The 19,292-nt window shown below is 42.9% G+C and carries 18 protein-coding genes and 1 riboswitch; of the genes, 7 read left to right on the top strand and 11 right to left on the bottom strand.

The window, feature by feature from the left end; translation table 11 throughout:
• Window positions 1-62 precede the first annotated feature (62 nt).
• From nrfH to ccsA, 4 genes are all read left to right on the top strand, one after another.
• A complete protein-coding gene (nrfH, locus tag HMPREF2983_RS03910; RefSeq protein ID WP_004372592.1) occupies window positions 63-716 on the top strand; it encodes a cytochrome c nitrite reductase small subunit in 654 nt (217 codons plus the stop codon).
• Between the two features lie 60 nt (window positions 717-776).
• A complete protein-coding gene (gene nrfA, locus HMPREF2983_RS03905; protein ID WP_018919208.1) occupies window positions 777-2,273 on the top strand; it encodes an ammonia-forming cytochrome c nitrite reductase in 1,497 nt (498 codons plus the stop codon).
• Between the two features lie 74 nt (window positions 2,274-2,347).
• The gene (locus tag HMPREF2983_RS03900; protein WP_070666948.1) at window positions 2,348-3,634 is read left to right on the top strand and encodes a cytochrome c biogenesis ResB family protein; all 1,287 of its coding nucleotides are present in this window, start codon (window positions 2,348-2,350) and stop codon (window positions 3,632-3,634) included.
• Window positions 3,635-3,637: 3 nt separating this feature from the next.
• On the top strand, window positions 3,638-4,426 hold the full coding sequence (ccsA, locus tag HMPREF2983_RS03895; protein WP_070666946.1) for a cytochrome c biogenesis protein CcsA: 789 nt from the start codon (window positions 3,638-3,640) through the stop codon (window positions 4,424-4,426).
• A 717-nt stretch (window positions 4,427-5,143) separates the two neighbouring features.
• On the opposite strand, the gene HMPREF2983_RS03890 is transcribed toward ccsA, so the two are convergent.
• Window positions 5,144-5,947, bottom strand: coding sequence for a DUF4738 domain-containing protein (locus HMPREF2983_RS03890; RefSeq protein WP_070666944.1), 804 nt, complete (start codon window positions 5,945-5,947; stop codon window positions 5,144-5,146).
• Complete coding sequence (gene rfbC / locus HMPREF2983_RS03885; RefSeq protein ID WP_070666943.1) at window positions 5,947-6,495, bottom strand: dTDP-4-dehydrorhamnose 3,5-epimerase; 549 nt, start codon at window positions 6,493-6,495, stop codon at window positions 5,947-5,949. The genes HMPREF2983_RS03890 and rfbC overlap by 1 nt, the downstream gene beginning before the upstream one ends.
• A 145-nt stretch (window positions 6,496-6,640) precedes the next feature.
• Between rfbC and HMPREF2983_RS03880 the strand changes: the two genes are divergently transcribed.
• Complete coding sequence (locus HMPREF2983_RS03880; protein WP_070666940.1) at window positions 6,641-7,693, top strand: HU domain-containing protein; 1,053 nt, start codon at window positions 6,641-6,643, stop codon at window positions 7,691-7,693.
• A 21-nt stretch (window positions 7,694-7,714) separates the two neighbouring features.
• Window positions 7,715-8,239 carry an FHA domain-containing protein gene (locus HMPREF2983_RS03875; RefSeq protein WP_070666938.1) on the top strand — a complete coding sequence of 175 codons (525 nt, stop codon included), beginning with the start codon at window positions 7,715-7,717 and terminating at the stop codon, window positions 8,237-8,239.
• A 168-nt stretch (window positions 8,240-8,407) separates the two neighbouring features.
• Here HMPREF2983_RS03875 and HMPREF2983_RS03870 read toward each other — a convergent pair whose 3' ends face one another.
• The 9 genes from HMPREF2983_RS03870 to HMPREF2983_RS03835 form a co-directional block, all read right to left on the bottom strand.
• On the bottom strand, window positions 8,408-9,886 hold the full coding sequence (locus HMPREF2983_RS03870; protein ID WP_004370988.1) for a Do family serine endopeptidase: 1,479 nt from the start codon (window positions 9,884-9,886) through the stop codon (window positions 8,408-8,410).
• Window positions 9,887-10,368: 482 nt separating this feature from the next.
• Window positions 10,369-10,866: a cob(I)yrinic acid a,c-diamide adenosyltransferase gene (locus HMPREF2983_RS03865; protein WP_070666936.1), complete on the bottom strand. Its 498-nt coding sequence runs from the start codon at window positions 10,864-10,866 to the stop codon at window positions 10,369-10,371.
• Window positions 10,863-11,906 (bottom strand): iron ABC transporter permease, encoded by a 1,044-nt coding sequence (locus HMPREF2983_RS03860; protein WP_070666934.1) that lies wholly within the window; start codon window positions 11,904-11,906, stop codon window positions 10,863-10,865. Before HMPREF2983_RS03860 ends, HMPREF2983_RS03865 begins: the two co-directional genes overlap by 4 nt.
• Window positions 11,907-11,920: 14 nt before the next feature.
• The gene (locus HMPREF2983_RS03855) at window positions 11,921-13,084 is read right to left on the bottom strand and encodes an ABC transporter substrate-binding protein (protein WP_070666932.1); all 1,164 of its coding nucleotides are present in this window, start codon (window positions 13,082-13,084) and stop codon (window positions 11,921-11,923) included.
• The gene (locus HMPREF2983_RS03850) at window positions 13,085-14,200 is read right to left on the bottom strand and encodes a YncE family protein (protein WP_070666930.1); all 1,116 of its coding nucleotides are present in this window, start codon (window positions 14,198-14,200) and stop codon (window positions 13,085-13,087) included.
• Between the two features lie 10 nt (window positions 14,201-14,210).
• Window positions 14,211-16,211, bottom strand: coding sequence for a TonB-dependent receptor plug domain-containing protein (locus HMPREF2983_RS03845; protein WP_070666928.1), 2,001 nt, complete (start codon window positions 16,209-16,211; stop codon window positions 14,211-14,213).
• Between the two features lie 48 nt (window positions 16,212-16,259).
• A riboswitch (cobalamin riboswitch) is annotated at window positions 16,260-16,447 on the bottom strand.
• Between the two features lie 159 nt (window positions 16,448-16,606).
• Window positions 16,607-16,768, bottom strand: coding sequence for a hypothetical protein (locus tag HMPREF2983_RS14245; RefSeq protein ID WP_246829337.1), 162 nt, complete (start codon window positions 16,766-16,768; stop codon window positions 16,607-16,609).
• Between the two features lie 156 nt (window positions 16,769-16,924).
• A complete protein-coding gene (gene smpB, locus HMPREF2983_RS03840; RefSeq protein WP_070666927.1) occupies window positions 16,925-17,404 on the bottom strand; it encodes an SsrA-binding protein SmpB in 480 nt (159 codons plus the stop codon).
• Entirely contained in the window at window positions 17,397-17,906 is a 510-nt protein-coding gene (locus HMPREF2983_RS03835; protein ID WP_070666925.1) for a DMP19 family protein, read from the bottom strand. Before HMPREF2983_RS03835 ends, smpB begins: the two co-directional genes overlap by 8 nt.
• 80 nt (window positions 17,907-17,986) lie before the next feature.
• Here HMPREF2983_RS03835 and HMPREF2983_RS03830 point away from each other — a divergent pair, with 80 nt between their 5' ends.
• The gene (locus tag HMPREF2983_RS03830) at window positions 17,987-18,889 is read left to right on the top strand and encodes a glycosyltransferase family 2 protein (RefSeq protein WP_070666923.1); all 903 of its coding nucleotides are present in this window, start codon (window positions 17,987-17,989) and stop codon (window positions 18,887-18,889) included.
• The last annotated feature ends 403 nt before the right edge of the window (window positions 18,890-19,292 follow it).

The following is a 19,292-nucleotide window of genomic DNA, read 5'->3' as shown; positions in this document are numbered from 1 at the left end:
TTCGCATTTGGTAGTTGAAACTACCATTTGTTAAATTTGCATCATAAATAAACCGACAATCTATGAAGCGACTGACCTATACCAATCTGAAAACCGGATGGAAATCGTTTGTCAACAGACTATCCTATAGACAGAAGATCATCATAACGACTTTATGCGGCATCACGTTCGGCTTGGTGGTTTTATTCATGTATCTTCTTCGCATGCACACCTACATTGTGGGGGATGACCCTGCAGCCTGCATCAACTGCCATATCATGTCGCCCTATTATGCTACATGGTCGCACTCTTCACATGGCCGTGATGTCACCTGCAACGACTGCCATGTGCCCAACAACAACATCGCTTCACACTATTTTTTCAAGGGTATGGACGGCATGAAGCACGTGGCCTACTTCGTCACTCACAGCGAACGTCAGGCTATTGAGGCCGAAGACGCTTCAGCAGAAGTCATCATGGACAATTGCATCCGCTGCCACAAACAACTCAATCAGGAATTCGTGAAGACCGGACGCATTGACTACATGATGGCCAAGCGCGGTGAGGGAAAGGCCTGCTGGGACTGTCACCGCAACGTGCCTCACATGGGAATGAACTCGCTTTCATCCACTCCGGGAGCTGAATTTGTTGAGCCTATGCCACCCGACCCTGTACCCGCTTGGCTGCAAAGAGCCTTGGGCCACAAGCCTTATGAGGGGCCGAAGCAAGGAAAATAAACATTTCTCAAACCGCATTATCCACAAGATTATCCGAATAAACTATAAAACCAAATAACTATGGCAAAACAACTTAAGAAATGGCAAGGTTGGCTGCTCTTTGGAGGAGCAATGGTTGTTGTTTTCGTCTTGGGCCTTCTCTGCTCTTCGCTTTTGGAAAGAAGAGCTGAAGTTGCCAGCATCTTCAACAATCGCCGCACACCGATGACCGACTCTATCGTAGCACAGAACGAGAAATTTGCAGAGGATTTTCCACGTGAATACCAGTCATGGGCGATGACTGAAGACACCACTTTCGAGAGCAAATACAATGGGTCACAGGAGAAAAGCATTCTGGAGAAATGTCCTGAAATCGTTGTCATATGGGACGGTTACGCTTTCTCAAGAGACTACAACACCCCACGTGGGCACCGCCATTGCATTGAAGACCTGCGCAAAATCCTGCGTACGGGTTCTCCGGGCGTTGATGGTCAGAAGGATCTTCAACCCGGAACATGCTGGACTTGCAAGGGGCCTGACGTGCCACGGCTGATGCGTGAGAAAGGAACGAACGCATTCTATGCTGCAAAATGGAGCGACTGGGGAGGCGAAGTGATGAACACCGTAGGCTGCTCTGACTGCCATGATGCCCGGACAATGGATCTCAAACCTGCACGTCCGGCCCTCTATGAGGCTTGGGCACGCGTAGGAAAGGATGTCAAGAAAGCCAGTCACCAGGAAATGAGAAGCTTAGTCTGTGCACAATGTCACACCGAGTACTACTTCGAAAAGGAGAACGGCAACTATCTGCACTTCCCACAAGAGAAGGGACTTACCTGTGAAGCAGCCGAAGAATATTATGACAGTATCGGCTTCTATGACTATATTCACCCACTCTCTCATGCTAAAATTCTGAAAGCACAGCACCCGGGTTACGAAATGTTCAAGCAGGGCATCCACGGTCAACGCAATGTTTCCTGTGCTGATTGCCACATGCCTTACATTTCAGAAGGCGGTGTGAAATATACCGACCACCACATCATGAGTCCGCTTGCACACATCGACCGCACCTGCCAGACCTGTCACAGACAGGATGCAGAAACCCTCCGTCAGAATGTCTATGAGCGTCAGCAGAAGGTATATGACTTTGCCCTTAAGGTCAACAAAGAATTGGCCAACGCGCACATCTATGCCAAGTTTGCCTGGGACAAGGGTGCTACAGAGGCCGAAATGAAGCAATGCTTGAGTGACATCCGCAAGAGTCAGTGGCGTTGGGACTATTCTTTGGCCAGCCACGGTGCAGCTTTCCACGCTCCACAAGAGGTGATGCGCCTCCTCGCCAACTCGATGATGTATGCCAAGGATGCCCAATTGCAGGCTACACGTGTGGCAGCAAAGCATGGCTTCACGGGCCAGATACCTCTCCCCGACATCTCAACGCGCGAGAAAGCAGCTAAATATGTAGGCCTTGACATGAAGACCCTGCATGCGCAGAAGCAGGATTTCCTCAATACTGTCGTTCCAAAATGGATTGAAACGGCACGCAAGAACAAGCGCTTCATAACCAAACCCATGTAATGACAGACAATCAATAACACCTAAAAGGAGCATCGGAGAAACCACTTTCGATGCCCCTTTCTTCATGAACAACTATGTGGAATAAACCTTGGAATATGAAAGAAGGAACGGCTATCGTTGCAGGATTGCTGTTGGTCGGATTGCTTCTTCAATTCTCGATAGGGCCGTTAGACTGGGCCTTATTCCTCTGGCCGGCCAACGGAATAACGCTCATCGTACTTATCATTGCCCTTCTTATCTTTTATCTTCTCCGCCGACGCGTCTACTTCTTCAGCTTCATGACCACGATGCAGGCAGCAATTCCCGCTATTGCCGCGGCTGCATTGCTGACACTCGTCATGGGAGTGGCCCGACAGGTTCCTGCCGACAAACCCGCAGCCGACCTCATAGGACTGAGCAAGATGCTGAATTTCTGGCCGTTCATCCTTGTTTATTTCTGGATGACAATGCTCGTCGGAGAAATCACAATCAAACAGACTGCCCGCTTTTCATGGCGCAGACTGCCCGTCATCACAAGCCATTTAGGTCTTTTCATCGCTCTTACGTGTGCCACGTTAGGCAGTGCAGACATGCAGAGACTCAAGATGTATTGTGAAAAAGGACAACCCGAATGGCGTGGATTAGATGCCTACAACAACGTGCATGAGTTGCCGATAGCCATTCAGCTCAACCGTTTCACGATCGATGAATACCCACCCAAGCTGATGGTTATTGACAAAATGGGACGCCCCATACCCTACAAGAACCCCGAAGTACTGCTCATCGACGATCACTTCAAGCAGGATTCCATAGCCGGTTGGCACATTCAGGTGGACAAGAAGATTGAAGACGCTGTGCCCGCACTGTTGGCCGGCATGATCAAGAACATGCCCAAGCAGATGCAAGGCATGCTGCACATGGACTCACTCGGCATGGCCATGAAGAAAGGAGGCTACATCAAGAGCAGTATGGCAGGTTCGGCCTGTGCCATTTCCATTACGGCAACAAAAGGCAACGCAATGAAAAAAGGCTGGGTAACCTGCGGAAGCTATCAGTTTCCATTGGAGACCTTGAAGCTCGACAATGGCAAAGCACTCGTCATGGCAAGCCGTGAACCGAAGCGCTATGCCTCGGATGTGAACATCTATACCCAAGACGGAAAGAACATACTGACCGAAATCGAAGTCAACAAGCCCTATACTGTCAATGGCTGGAAAATCTATCAGCTCAGCTACAACGAGCAGATGGGCAAATGGAGCAATGTCAGTGTGTTTGAACTTGTGCGCGACCCGTGGCTCCATGCCGTCTATGTGGGTATCTATCTGTTAATCATCGGTGCAGTGGGAATGTTTCTCACAGCCGGCAAGAAAAAGGAGAAATAAACCATGACTTGGAGTTATTTTATCATTTTCGCTATCATCTCGGTCATCTGCTGGACTGTCGGAGCCGTGGCATCATGGAAAGAAAAGAAGACCATGGCCTATACACTGACAGGTATCGGATTAGCCGTTTTCTTCACCTATATATTATGTATGTGGATAAATCTGGAGCGTCCGCCACTCCGCACAATGGGAGAGACACGGCTGTGGTATAGCTTTTTCCTGCCATTGGCAGGCCTCATCGTCTACAGCCGCTGGCATTATAAATGGATACTCCCATTCAGTTGCCTGTTGGCTACGGTATTTGTAGGCATCAATATCTTCAAACCGGAAATCCATTCCAAGACCTTGATGCCCGCATTGCAGAGTCCTTGGTTCGCCCCTCACGTCATTGTCTACATGATGTCCTATGCCCTGCTCGGGGCAGCCATGGTAATGGCTGTTTATCTGCTGTTCATCAAGAAGAGCGATGCCACCGAAGAAGAACTCGACATCACCGACAACCTCGTCTATGTAGGCCTGTCGTTCGTCACACTCGGTATGCTCATGGGGGCACTCTGGGCCAAGGATGCCTGGGGGCACTACTGGGCCTGGGACCCGAAAGAGACCTGGGCAGCCATTACCTGGTTAGCTTATTTAGTCTATATCCACTATCGTCAGTACCGACCTTCACGCCCGAAGCCGGCCCTCATCATGCTCATCGTGTGCTTCTTCCTGCTGCAAATGTGCTGGTGGGGCATCAACTACTTGCCTTCAGCGCAGGGAGTCAGCGTGCATACCTATAACATGGATTGAGGAAACCGCCTTTTCCCCTACACAGACAATAACAGAGAAGCCGCTTTGTAATGTTAAAAACAAATGTACAAAATCAATCCTCTTTATAAGATACTCCCGATATTAATCATATCAGTTTTACATTAAAAAGAAGCAGTTTCTTATACACAAAAGAATATCCTATAAGTAGAAGAAATAATAAATTTGATTTAAACTACTCCAAACTCAAGTTCACATAAAAGCTCTATAACCCCAAAAAGCATGTTAGTTCTCTGTAAACATTATTGTCAGATTTTAACACTTTGCGGAGACAGCAAATAGAAAATTAAAAGTCAATAAACAGACATTATTTTTCAATTTCAATGCTCACCGCCTTCAATTTCATGCATGTCATGCTGTAATATGATGCAAATCATACGGTAGTTAGAGTCAAAATGCACGATAAAGTGCGTCAGATTACCATGTAATCTGACGCAAATCGCAATGCTTTTTAACGTGACTTCATATCCTCTTTTTCCTTAAAACATATAATTTCCTAATAGCCAACGTGTTACAATCTATTGAAAAATCGGCGTTATTTGGAGTGAAGAAGAATCGCATTTTGAATATGCGAAACTTATGAGGAACATTGTAAAAATACTTGAAGGAATTTAACATATAATTCTCTTCAATAGCACCAAAGTCCATCAAAAGCCTAATTAATTCTGTTTTGGAGCATAATAATGTGCGTATGAAAAGCTATACTGTCAAACTCATCTTACCATTAAACCCGATAATAATGGTTATCTGATAACTTGTAGGACTATCCGGCACACAAACATTGGCACAGAAATGGAAACCATCTGTATTGGTTTCTGTATAGATAATATCACTCAAAATACTCTGGCTCAACACACCTGAAGGTACCTGATGCTTGAAATCATTCTTTCGAAAGTCGCGACTGAAAACTTGTGTACCGCCACGGAATAGGCTTAAATGGATGATATTATCAAAATAAACATTATCCACCTCAACTCCATTGTCATTATAAGTCTGCTTAGCTACCTTGTAAGTAGTGGGGTTCACCTGTATATACCAATGATAATGCTCGTTTCCATAGATAACAACCGAGTCACGTTTGATAAGTTTATTCTGGTTCAGAGCCATGGGGCGAGACTCTCCAAAAAACGCAAGATATGAACGATCAGTTGTTTTCACACACTTAACGATATCGCCATTTTGGTTTTTGAAGATAAAAAGATGAGGTGCTTGCTTAACTATCAGATACTTGGCTGTATTCGAACTATGAAGCACAAGCGTGTCTTTGAATATCTGGAAGTAAACAGGCTGCGACGTACTGTCCGGATAGAAAATAGTATCACCGACAACACGAAAGGCAGGATTGTCCTCGTCTTCATTCAACCAAACTCCCTGGAGCATTTTCTTTGCTACCTGATCTTCAGAAGAAGCCAAAGATATTCCATGCTTTCGGTTACTGCATGCCATAAGAAGACAACTGACAGCAAACAGCAGAAAAGCGTATCTAAAAATATTTTTGCTCATCAATCAAACAATTCTGCATCCTTCAACGACGATGCCTTGAGATCCTTTTCTGATGTAAGCACATCTTTTGTTTCTATTGGCCATTCTATGTGAATATCTTCATCATTCCAGCGAATACTGGCCTCATGCTGAGGAGCATAGACATTATCAACCTTGTAAGTGAAAATGGCTTCTTCACTCAAAACAAGAAAACCATGGGCAAAACCACGAGGAATAAAGAACTGACGCTTGTTTTCATCTGACAGTTCCACCATAACATACTTACCGAAAGTGGGGCTGCTCTTACGGATATCAACAGCTACATCAAGCACCTTACCCTTGATGACACGTACCAATTTAGCCTGTGAATATTCGCCTTTCTGATAATGCAAGCCACGCAACACGCCATAAGAAGACTTAGACTCGTTGTCTTGAATGAAATTAATCTTTCCTACATACCGTTGGAATTCTTCATTTTTCCACGCTTCAAAAAAATAGCCACGAGCATCATTAAAAACATGCGGTTCGATGATATAAACACCTTTAATTTCCGTTTGCTTATAGTCCATTTTCTAATAAGAATTTGTTCTTTCTTTGGCACAAAGATACGACTTTTATAATAGTCTGCAAAATAAAAAGCACAAATAAATTTTTCTTGATGATTTTTCATCACAACACTTTGAAACCTAAAATAAAAGTACTAAATTTGCAAACGTGATAGAGTTAGAAAGACATATAGAAATACTTTTGCTCACGAATGACTGTGTCATAATCCCTGCTTTCGGTGGATTTATGGCACATTATACGACTGCGCGTTTTGACGAGAGAGACTTTTCGTTTCTTCCGCCAACACGAACTGTCGGCTTTAATCCCCTTCTTAAAATCAACGATTCTCTTCTTGCACAATCCTATGTTGAGGCTTACGATATCAGTTATCCAGAAGCATTGTGTCGCATAGAGCAGGAAACAGAAGAAATGAAGCAAATACTTGAGAAAGAGGGTAAATACGAGTTGAAAGACTTAGGCACTCTATTTATCAATGATGAGGGGCACTATACTTTCGAACCTTGTGAAGCCGGACTCCTCACTCCTGCCCTTTATGGACTGAGTTGCTTTGAATTCAAACGATTAGATGCTGTGGAAACGTTTGAAACCGAACAGGAGGTTAACGCTGTAGCACCGCAACCAAAAGCACAGCTCTTAGATTTCAACACAACCGCCAATGGCGAAGAAAAAGAAGAAGAGGCCTATACTATTCGCCGAAGCGTAGTAAGAAATATCGCCATTGCATGTATTGCTATATTGGTATTCTTGTTGTTACCCTCCTCTTTGGGTAATGGAGACATAGCAACTATGACTGGAAACAAAATCGATACAGACTTTCTTACATATATCATGCCCAAGGATGTGACTATAGGAAATGCGGCAACTCATATCACAAAAGATATGACTAAGAAAGCCGTTGAAACTGTGCAACAAAAGCAGACTGCAAACAATAACAAGATAAAAGCAGACATCATTCCGGCAGCCGCACCCAAGAACTACTATTGCATTGTGCTGGCCAGCAGAGTTACTCGCAAGAATGCAAAGCTTTTTGTGCGTGAGCTTCATCGTAAAGGTTACACAGAAGCAGACGTGCTTACACAGAACAACCGCACAAAAGTCGTTTATGGAGAATATGCTTCAGAACGAGAGGCACGCAATATTGTCAATAAACTCAACAACAAAGCGGAGTTTGCTGATTGTTGGGTGATGCATATTAAATAAACTACTTTCAGCCTTTTATTTATGAAACGTGTACGTTGCCCGAAATGTGATAACTACATTACATTTGATGAAACCAAATATCAGACAGGCCAATCCCTGATTTTTGAATGCCCGGAATGTGGCAAGAACTTTGGCATCCGCATGGGAGTATCTAAACTTCGCAACACTCAAAAGGATGAACAACTAAATGAATTAGCCAACGAGAAAGGTTGCGGCTCTATTGTTGTCATTGAGAACGTGTTTCATTATAAACAGGTAATTCCCCTGCAAATGGGTGATAATGTCATTGGCCGCTACATGAAAGGAAGTGATATCAACTGTCCTATCGAAACCAATGATCCCAGCATTGACATGACACATTGCATCATTAATGTCAGTCGCAACAAAGAAGGTAATCTCAAATATGTGCTGCGTGACGGGCCAAGCTATACAGGAACCTTTGTCGACAACGAAATCTTAGGCAATCGTGAGCGCAGAGTCATCGCAGATGGCAGCCTTTTTACCATTGGCGCCACAAGCATTATACTTCGCACAACAGAAGAATAAAACCATCAGCTCCATTTCCTTTTTTATTGGAAATGATATTAGATGTGCAGACAAAGGCAATGCTTTCAAGCACCATTCCTTATACATTCCGACACTACAAGGTTTATTGTACACCAAAAAGAAAAAGGAACGAGTATTGCTACCCGCCCCTTCTGTCAAATAATGTCTTTATTCTGAGACCTTGACCACCTTATAATCACGCTTCCCGGAAGGCCAAACTCCCTTGACAATCAGCACAGGATCCTTGCTGGTTGAAGCACTCTTAACAAGTTCCTGAAGGTCTGAAATACTCTTAAGAGGTGTGTCATTAGCATATTGCATGATGAAACCTTGTTCGATACCTCCATCTTTAATAGCACCTTTTCCAACCTTTGTCACCTCAAGACCAAAGCTCAAATCAAACTCCTTCTTCTGCTGTTCTGTAACAGGACGGAAGCTTGCACCAAGCACATCAAGGTCTGCCGTTTTAATCACTTTCGTGTTGCCTTGTGCATTCATCAAGGTCACTGTCTTCGACCGTTTTGATTTATTGTGGAGATAAGTCAACGTTACTTTCTCGCCAGGACGCTTCTTCGACAACAACTCCTGAAGTTCAGACATCTTGGTTATCTTCTTGCCATCAGCCTCCGTTATCACATCACCTTTAACGATACCAGCTGCAGATGCAGAGCTTCCATCAGAGACTTCAGCAACATAAACACCCTCGTTGGTACCCAAATCAACCTCTTTATTTGCATCTTTCTGTGCATTGATATAGTTCAATACGTCACCACCTCGAATACCAAGAACAGCACGTTGAACTGTACCATACTGCTTTAAATCACTTACAACCTTATTCATGATAGTCGTTGGAATGGCAAAACCATAACCACTATAAGAGCCTGTTTGTGAATAAAGCATGGCATTTATGCCTACAAGTTCACCCTTGGCGTTTACCAATGCACCACCGGAATTACCAGGATTAATAGCTGCATCAGTCTGAATGAAGCTGGAAATCTGAGGGCCATTAGAGCCTTCTCCGCCCATTGAACGCGCCTTGGCACTGACAATTCCGGCGGTTACCGTTGAGCTTAGGTTATAGGGATTACCTACAGCAAGCACCCATTCACCAACCTTTAGATTGTCACTGTCACCTATAGGTAAAGTTGGAAGGTTCTTTCCATTAATCTTGATGAGTGCAAGATCCGTATTGGGATCTGTTCCAATGATGCGGGCAGAGAACTCCCGATTGTCGTTCAAAGTCACCGTTAACTCGTCTGCACCATTCACAACATGATTGTTAGTGACAATATAACCATCAGGACTTATAATCACTCCACTGCCGGTTGCCTCCCTCTTTGGTGTTTGCACCTTGCGCTTCTGCTTGCCGTTTCCTTGGTCAGGATAACCAAAGAAACCGAAAGGTCCAAAGAAGTCACTGAACGGGTCATCCTCCATCTCTACGGTTTGAACCTTAGAATTCTGTACATATTTAATATGAACAACCGCAGGAAGTGCCTTCTCTGCAGCATAAGTCAAGTCAACAGGTTGGCCGGAAACCACTGCTTCTGTCGCCGGTGCAGCGTTCACCTTAATGAAAGCTCCTGTAGAAAGGGCAAGTGCACCTACGCACATTGCACCCAAAACATACTTACCAAACATTCTCATACTTATCTTTTTTAGTTTACGTTCTATATTTATGAATACTCTTTCTTATTCAAAACTGATTACAAATATATAAGTAAAATCAGCAATATCAGTGGAAACTCTTAATTCTTTATCCGAATTTAACACTTCAATTTAACACTTTAACGGCTCTTAAACGACTCTTTTTTTATTTTTACACTTATTAATCAGCAGCATTAAACTTGGCATCATCATCAAACCAACAAGTCATATTAAGTTGTTCTATGTATTCTTAATATACTTTGAAAGCTGAAGGTTGGCGAGCAATCAACATTTCCCTGTCGGATTATTAAAATGTAAACGCATAATTGACTGATACATAATGACTTGCAAAGTGACGCAGATGAGGCGGTAAAGTGACGCAGATGACCATGTCATTTGATGCAGATTACAGCGTAACTTGACGCAGATTGCAATGCAATCCAATAGGCATTGTTCTGCAAAATGATTTCACAAAAACATCATCAGACGCATAAAGCCAATACAAACAGATAATCACTCAGTCGGTTCATCAGTTTCATCACCGTTTTATCTAAAGGATAATCACGATGAAGTGTCCACATTCTTCGTTCACATGTACGGGCCTTTGCACGGGCATATTGCAAGTGAGCAGCCAACAACGAACCACCAGGAACAACGAAAGAAAAGCGTTCTCCACTCGTTTCGGCATCAATAAAATGCTCTAAACTTGTAATCATTTCAGACAAAGAAGCCTCTTCACGCAATTGCTCTTGTCCGTTATCAGCGATTTGCCCCATGATTTTCATTAAAAGTTTCTGTATGTTTTGCAATCGCAAAGCATCCGGATGATTTGGCTTCATCAAGGCCACAACAATGCCTAATAAAGCATTCAACTCATCAAGTTGCCCATTGGTTTCTATTCGGATATCATCCTTGGCAACACGTTCTCCATGCAGCAAAGACGTCATCCCTTTATCTCCGCCTTTTGTATAGATTTTCATAACTCATCTTTTTTGGTAATAACATAGATAATTATAGGTGCTCCCAACAAAGGAGTCACTGCATTCAACGGAATGACTCCCCTCTCACCGGGCAGGAAGCACAGCAAGTTACAGAGCAATGCAACTGCAGCTCCTGTAAGAATAGTTGCAGGTAAAAGCCAATGATGATTGTCGGTGCACAGCAACAAGCGTGCAATATGCGGCACTGCTAACCCAATAAAAGCTACAGGACCACAGAAAGCAGTAGTGATTGCAGTCAGAATTCCCGTCACAACAAGCAGAAAGTTACGTGTCCGTTGCGTGTTAATGCCAAGGTTTTCGGCATACTGTTCTCCTAAAAGTAAGGCATTCAAAGGCTTCATCATCAAAAGAGAAGCTGTCAGACCTAAGATGACAACCGAGGCAAAAAGAGGCATGTGAGCCATGGAAACACCGCCAAAATTCCCTAATCCCCACACTAAATAGGATTTCACTCCCTCCTCTGTTGCAAAGAAATTCAATATGGAGATTGCCGAATTAGACAGATAACCTATCATAATTCCTATGATAAGAAGCATCACACTGCTTCTGACCATTGATGAAAAGAAAAAGAGCAGCAGAGTTATTACCATGGCTCCAATGAATGCAGACAGCAGAATAGCCATAAAACCACTCATCGAAAAGGCTGCTGTTGTTACGCTTCCCCCCATCAACAGCATGACCAAAGCCACACCTAATCCTGCTCCACTGTTGATACCAAAGATGCCGGGACCGGCCAAAGGATTGCGAAAAGCAGTCTGTAACAACAGGCCACATACAGCCAAGGAAGCACCCGACAGAAGAGCTGTCAAGGCTTGTGGAAATCTCGAATCCATGATAATGAAATGCCATGAAGGATGAGATGCCTGCAAAGACATGGCTCCATCGCTACTCAAAAACGGGAAAAGAAATTGCACAGTCGCCGCTATGGGTATCTTTACACTGCCCACAATCAGGTTTAATGCGAATAAAATCACAATCCCCGCACACATCAACATGCAATATCTTATACCTTTAGACATCTTTTCTCTTCAGTCTATTTTAATCGCTCATAATAGTACATAGGAGCAAAACTGGCAATGTCAGGATGAACAATTTGAATGATGTCACTCAACAATCTGTCTGGATGAAAGCTTACTTCTTCAAAATATGGCCTGCGTGTACAGTCACAAGCAAAGACATTTTGAGTCTGGAAAGCCTTAAACTGGCGATAACCGACATATTCATCTGACAATTCCTGTAATGTAGCCGGATGGTCATTGTACTTGAACAGCCATACATCACTTGAACCAGCCCTATCCAAAACCGTTTCAAAAGGCAGGGCGAGACTCCCCGCCTGCGTGTCATTGGCAAATGCATAATGTGCCCCTGCATCATGTAACAGACTCCCAATGACGCTACGCCCCCCAGGGACATACCACACACTTCCGGTCTTCTTTTCTGTGAGAACAGATAGAGCCATCTTCGCTTTACGGGCTTTTTGCTTCAGTTTTTCATAACTGTCTTTCACCTCATTATATAAGGTAAAGGCTTCTTCCTCACGCCCATAAAGCAGTCCATAGAACTTCATCCACTCGGCTCTTCCTAAAGCAGAAGTCTCCATATAGTCAGCAGTTTCAATGATTGGAATATGAATACTCTCTAATTTTCCATATCCTCCACTGTTTTCAAAAGGTGAAATCAGCATCACTTCTGGCTTTAAATCGATAATCTTCTCTATATCTGCACCCATGCTATTCCCACAATCAACGATGTAACGAGCATCTGTTGGTTTCATCCGTGCACGCTTCTGCACATCCGGAATAGAAATATATTGCAGATCACAGACGCCATTAATAGCTTCATCTGCCTTAAGCTCATAAAGCAATGCACAATATACCGTCGAAAATACTACCGATTTTCTGACGGGCGTTCTGACTATCGTTGCCGCCTGATCAACCCAGGAGGGAAGCGCTTTGCATACCCTGTCGCCGGCTTTCCCTTTTGGAACAAGCACATAAGTATGCAGCGTTTTACCCTGCTTCCACGGATTTGTCAGTTTGACAACAGTATAGCCTTTATATTTGACAATCGTCAGATGACGAGCATTATCCAAGTAAACAGTGTCTCCACCACCTGTTCCCTGCCCTATTTGGGAATGGGAACAAGAAGTGAAAACACCGATAATCAGTATTAAAAAAGCTATGAAACTCTTTTTCATTTACTTCCAATTAATCTTGGTATTAAAGAAGATTGCACAAGGCCCTACACCTATCTGGGCTGAATGAAGCTCCTTTCCGCTTGCATCAAACTCCTTGAGATAGCCTGCTGTTGCATAGCTTGCATAACCTCCAACCTTCTCATAGAAAGATAAAAATAAGCGACCTGTCACGGGATCTGCAGCGATATAAGAAGGTGAGAACTTCGTTTCATCATAGCTATACTTCATGGAAGATGTTGTATGATTAGCGGCATTGTATTTACTATAACTTACAGAAGCAGCTCCAGAAGGTGCATTTACCGTATAGAATACACCGTTATAATAAGTTGCACTCGTTGCATTGGCTACAACATCTTCAGCTATATTCTTCCCATTCTTTGCCTTGAGAACTTTCAATCCGGCACCTATTTGCTTCCAATTTTTATCATAACCACCCCAATCTAAGATGTAAAATCCAGTTCTGTCAATAAAAATAGCCTGTGGATTCTTACTCCCTTCAACTTTGTGTTCTGTTACTTTGTCTGTAGCTAAATTGATTTCAGAGATAGAACCGTTACCATTACTGTAATCACTATTTGCAACATAGAGTCTTCCATTAGCCACTGTGAGCCCTTCCGGATAGGAACCCACCTTGTAGCTCTTGCGTAACGCGAACGTCGTTGTATCTATGGCTGCAACATATCCACCGTATGTCGTCACCCAAACAGCACCATAAGAAGCAATGATATGGCGTGGACTTTTCCCCTCTTCTTTGCCTAACAAATCTGTCGTTTTTATCTGTTTAATAGACTTTTGGTTCTTGTCTACCACCTCGATAGTATTTTCACCATCAACGACATAATAGATCTTACTGCCATAGCAGACTCCATCATTAGGCGTACTACCCAATCCACGCCCATTCGCCTGACTGAAAGCGTTGTTTGAGATGCTATTCTTTGAATAATCCCAATAGCTCACTGAGCCAGGAATTTTCTTTCCCATATTCCCCGAACACATAACAAATGCACCTTCAGTCGTTGGCACAGGACGTAGCTGTGGAGTATCATCATCATCACACGACGTAAATAAAACTACACCCATCAACAGGGCAGATAAACTTAATAAAATCTTTTTCATATCTTACTTATTAGAATTTATAATTAATTGCAAACTGATAACTGATGCCGGGCATTGGATAATTACCAACAATTTCATATTGCTGATCCAACAAATTCTTGATATCTCCACGCAATAACACCTGCCCACGACATAACTGAAAAGCACGACTGAGCGTAAGCCCCATATCCCAATACCCCTTTAATTGAGTTCCCTCATAATGCGAATTGGTTGCCCACCTACTGCTGCATCCTTCTCCATGAACAACAACATCTATCCAAGGATTTCCCCATCTCAAAGATGTCGATAGGGTATGCAGGGGAAGATAGGCGATTTGTTTGCCGTAATCAGGCAATAATTTGTCAGTACGATTGCTCACACGTTGATAACTATAACTGCCAACAAAGCTGAGATGATGTTTTGCATTCATACGATAATCACCCCGCAACGATAGTTCGTAGCCCTTGGCATCCACCTTTCCAACATTCACATTGGTCCAAACAAACATGTTATAAGGCACTGCAACTATCTTATCTTTCACATGATTGAGATAGCCATCAAGTGTCATTTGCATGTTTAATCTGTTCCATAACATGCTTTGCCACGTCAGACCAAGATTAAATTGATCGGTAAGTTCGGGTTGCAAGTTGGTGCTTCCATAATGAAAGAAATAGCTTTCATTGAAAGTAGGAGCACGGAAAATGTTCTTATATGAGGCTCTTATATAAAGTTGTTCTGAAGAAAATGGCTGGTAGGATATTGATAAAGAAGGAGAAAACCTACGCAAATTCTTCGCATGTTCGCCTCTTTTTGCACTGTTCAAATAAAGAGAATATAAAGTACGTCCCAACAAAACAAGATGCGGGACGGTATATTTTACAGACAAAGTCTGCAAGAATGTATGTCGAAATGGACGTACATCAGTATCCAAACTGCTGTTGAGACTGTTGAAGATATAGTCACCTGCATAAGATACTGACACCTTATCGGAAGAACAGAACAACAGAGCTAATGAGCCATATGCCTCACGTTGCCAATAGTCTGCATCCATCACGGCATTTGGATAATACTTATCCCGGTAGCTTGAACTGCTCCAATTAAACTTACCCTTTGCCTTCCAACTCCACAATTCATCAGAAGTATGCTGCTGCCACCCTATCTGTGCAAAGGCGTTACGGTCATGTAACGACTCCCCATTAATCTTGTTATAAAGCTTAACGATACCAGGCAAAAGACGATTATTATCATAATAATAGACTTTTCCCTCTACCTTGCCGTTTCTACCCATTTGAACATAAACATTCAATTCCCCATGTCCACTGTTCATACGGCTGTTATTACGATGTTCACGCGTCTTGTAAATACCATTACGCAGCACAAAAGGATAGTTGTTCTCGGCATAGATATATTCTCCATTGGCTGATAACGTCACCCCTTTACTAATCGACTGAAGATAATAGATAAAAGGACTGATATAGCCAAACGAGCCAAACTTGAGTTGAGTTGTCATGTGAACACGTTGATCCTGTGGCAGTTCTTTCAGCGTTTCTATGGAAAATACCGCTGCAGAAGCAGCCTCACGAGCCGAAATAAACACATCACTGTTTCCACCTACTGCCAAATTCAACGATGCAACATTATCCAAAGCGTAGCGCGAAACATCTACAGCTCCACTCTGAATATCACTCAAGAGAATACCGTCATAGCTTACTCCTGTATGCTGAGCACCAAAACCTCGCACGCCGATTGTCTTCACACCACCAGCTCCTCCGTAATCACGTAGGTTCACTCCAGGCATACGATGCAAGGCATCAGCAATGTCTGTGATGCCCATGTTGAGTATATCCTGGCGATTGACTACACTTACAGGCACAACATCAACAAGCCCGCGACGTCCACGTATGCCATGTACATCGACCTCTTTTAAGTCGTATACACGTACACTATCCACAGACTGTTGGGCTGCAAGCGGGCTACAGGCCATCAAATGAAAGCATAATCCTATTGCTATCTTCTGTCTGCGACGTTTCATTCTCAAATAAACTATAAACAATACTTGGCCTACTCTCCTCGAAGCAACCAAACATAAACTCGCAATGGCAGGTCTTCTGACTATGCGACTCACGAAAGAAAACCTTCCCAACACTAATGGTCAGTGGTATATTTCCCTTTCAACAACATCGCTCACAGCAGCGGGACTGTCAAGGAATTCCACCTTGTTCCCTTTTTAATCAATCACTAATATGAACCAATTGCAAGCGCGAATTTACTACAAAAATAGCAATTAGACAAGAAAAGAAGACTTATTAACTGAAAGTTTCTTCTTTATTTTACAATATTACCCCACTATAAATTACTTTGATAAAAGGCTTTCCTGACATACTTCCAACAAATCAAAACCATCCAATCACAAGCCATTTAGCCTCTTCATCGGCTGATGAGGACGCTTACCTTTAACCTGTTTGCACAGCAACGAACGAGTTTATCGGTTGTTCTACAACTGTCTCCGACGACATTTACCAATCCTTCAGTCATGAATTCTGCAAGCTGTGACGACATACTTTCAGCCGTTTCATCATACAGCCCCATTGCATTTGGATGTCCGGTATTAGGATAAACTGAAATGTAATTAAGGTGTTTTCCCGACCAACTCTTTCAGATAAGGTTTCATATGGCATGCCCCAAATGAACAATTCAGACCAACAGAGGAAACAGGATAGCTGCTAATGGCACTTCCGGCAACTGTCAGAAATGCTTCAATGCGCGATCCATTTCCCGTTTGTCTTGCTTCTCCCGTAAGGTCTGACGCTTATCAAACTCCTTCTTTCCTCGTGCTAATGCAATGTCTATCTTAGCCCTTCCATGACGGTCAATAAATAATAATGTAGGCACAATCGTAAAGCCAACCTGCTTGGAATCCTCTTCCAACCTGTGGAGTTCGCGCTTCGTCAGCAAGAGTTTACGGTCACGTTTCGCCACATGATTACTGTAAGAGCCATAGAAATAAGGGCTGATGTTCATGCCCTTCACCCAAAGTTCACCTTTATACAGCACGCAGAAAGAGTCTACCAAAGAAGCTTTTCCATTGCGAATACTCTTGATTTCAGTTCCCGTCAACACGATACCTGCCGTATAGGTATCAACAAAGAAATATTCAAATGAGGCTTTCTTGTTCCTTATCTGGACAGGACTTTTCCGTCTGACTTCCTGTTCTTCTTTATTCATTTTCTATCGTTGCAAAATTTTCAATGTGCTCATCAATGTAATGAGCAATCTTACTTGTGAACATCTCTTCATATTCAATGAAAGCATCATCAAAATCATCAAACTCCGCAAATTGCTCAAACAAGGCCATGAACTCATCATCAGTGCAGTCGCGCTCTATGGCTTCATGATATTTCGAATAAAGAGGATGACTCTTTCTGATGAGTCTGTAGAGCTCGTGAATGCCCCATTCACGAAAGGCTTTTGCCGTTGGGTTCTTATAGATAAAAGCACCATATCCATTGTGAATGAGCTGCACAAAGCCACCAGACATCACTTCTTCGTGCAAATAATGATAGGCCAACAACGTTATCTGATCAGCATTCAGCTCTGCCATATTGTCGCTGTTGAGACTGCCATCGACAGCCTCTGATATCGCATCGACAAACACTTTGACAAATTCATCCATGCCTTCTGATGCTGCTTTCTGCAACACATGGTCTTTGATTTTAACCTCTTTCATAAAAAGATTTGTTTATTGCAAAAGTAGCAAAATAATATGAAAACACAAAAGAGTTACTTTTTTTTATTACTTTTGTATCCATGGAACTATCGGTCATCATACCTGTATTCAATGGTGCAGACACCTTGCGAAGATGCCTCGACTCTGTCATAGGACAGCAAATTGAGGGCATGGAAATCATCTTGGTTGATGACGGATCTACAGACAACAGCCTACAAATCTGCACCCAATATGCAAAAAAACATGCCGCAACAACTGTTATTCACCAGACCAACAAAGGGTTGAGTGAGGCACGAAACGCTGCACTTGAGGTCGCCAAAGCTGATTATGTGACCTTTATAGACTGTGACGATTATCTCGAACCACATACTTATAAGGGGCTGATGAACAGGTTGAAAAAGCATGAAAACATAGACATTCTTGAATATTCTGTTGATGAACGCATAGGTGGGAAACATCATACGCGACTGCAACTGCCCGACAGATTGTTTACCAACTGGCAGAGCTATTGGCTTAAGACAAAGGCTTACAAGCATGCTTATGCCTGGAATAAAATCTTCAGAAAGGCTCTCTTCGCTCGTGAACAGTTCAAGGCGAACCTGATTTTTGAAGACATCGAACTGATGTCGCGCCTGCTGAAGCATTGCAAAAACATCATGATAACCTCGCATGGTTATTATCATTACACGTTCAATCCACTGGGAATTACGGCAAATGCCAATGGGCAAGCCTTGGAATCTATGCTTCGTACCCATTGCAAAATCATGAAACAATGCGTTGACAAGGAATATTTCAGACACGTACTCAATATTCAATTAGACGTATACAGAATGAACGGCAGTCTGATTTTAACTGATTATCTCCCTTATAGAGGTGGAATAAAGCTGACCTTATATCATCTTTTAGGACTTAAAAGACTATGTATGCTGCACCAATGGTTTTGGAAAATGAAAGACCATGTGACGTCTCTTTGGAAGCATTAACTTAGGACACGAATTATATGTTAATTCCTTTCAAGTATCTTTACAATTGTTCTTGCAGGCCTCGCCTATTCAAAACGCAACACTTCTTCACTCCGAATGATGCCCGTTTTTCAATATTTCATAACGCAATGACTATCAAAAGATTACAAAATTCAATGGAAAACAGAATATGAAATTACGCTAAAAAGCATTGTAACTTGCATCATGTTACAGTGCTATCTGCCTCACTTTATCGCGCATTTTGACTCAAGAGGCCGTGCATTCTGCATCAAATTACAACGCATGATGCCTTAAAATACAAGATAAACATTCAGAAATCACAAGACCATACCCGTTTTTCCGTCTTTTTTTCTCTATATGATGCTGCTCAGAAGTGCAGTTTAAATTAGTAAATGCGACAGTC

Origin of the sequence: Prevotella sp. HMSC077E09, assembly GCF_001814685.1 — a bacterium.
Taxonomy (GTDB): Bacteria; Bacteroidota; Bacteroidia; order Bacteroidales; family Bacteroidaceae; genus Prevotella; species Prevotella oris.
The sequence above is the reverse complement of the archived record's forward strand: the minus strand, read 5'-3'. Positions and strand labels throughout refer to the sequence as shown.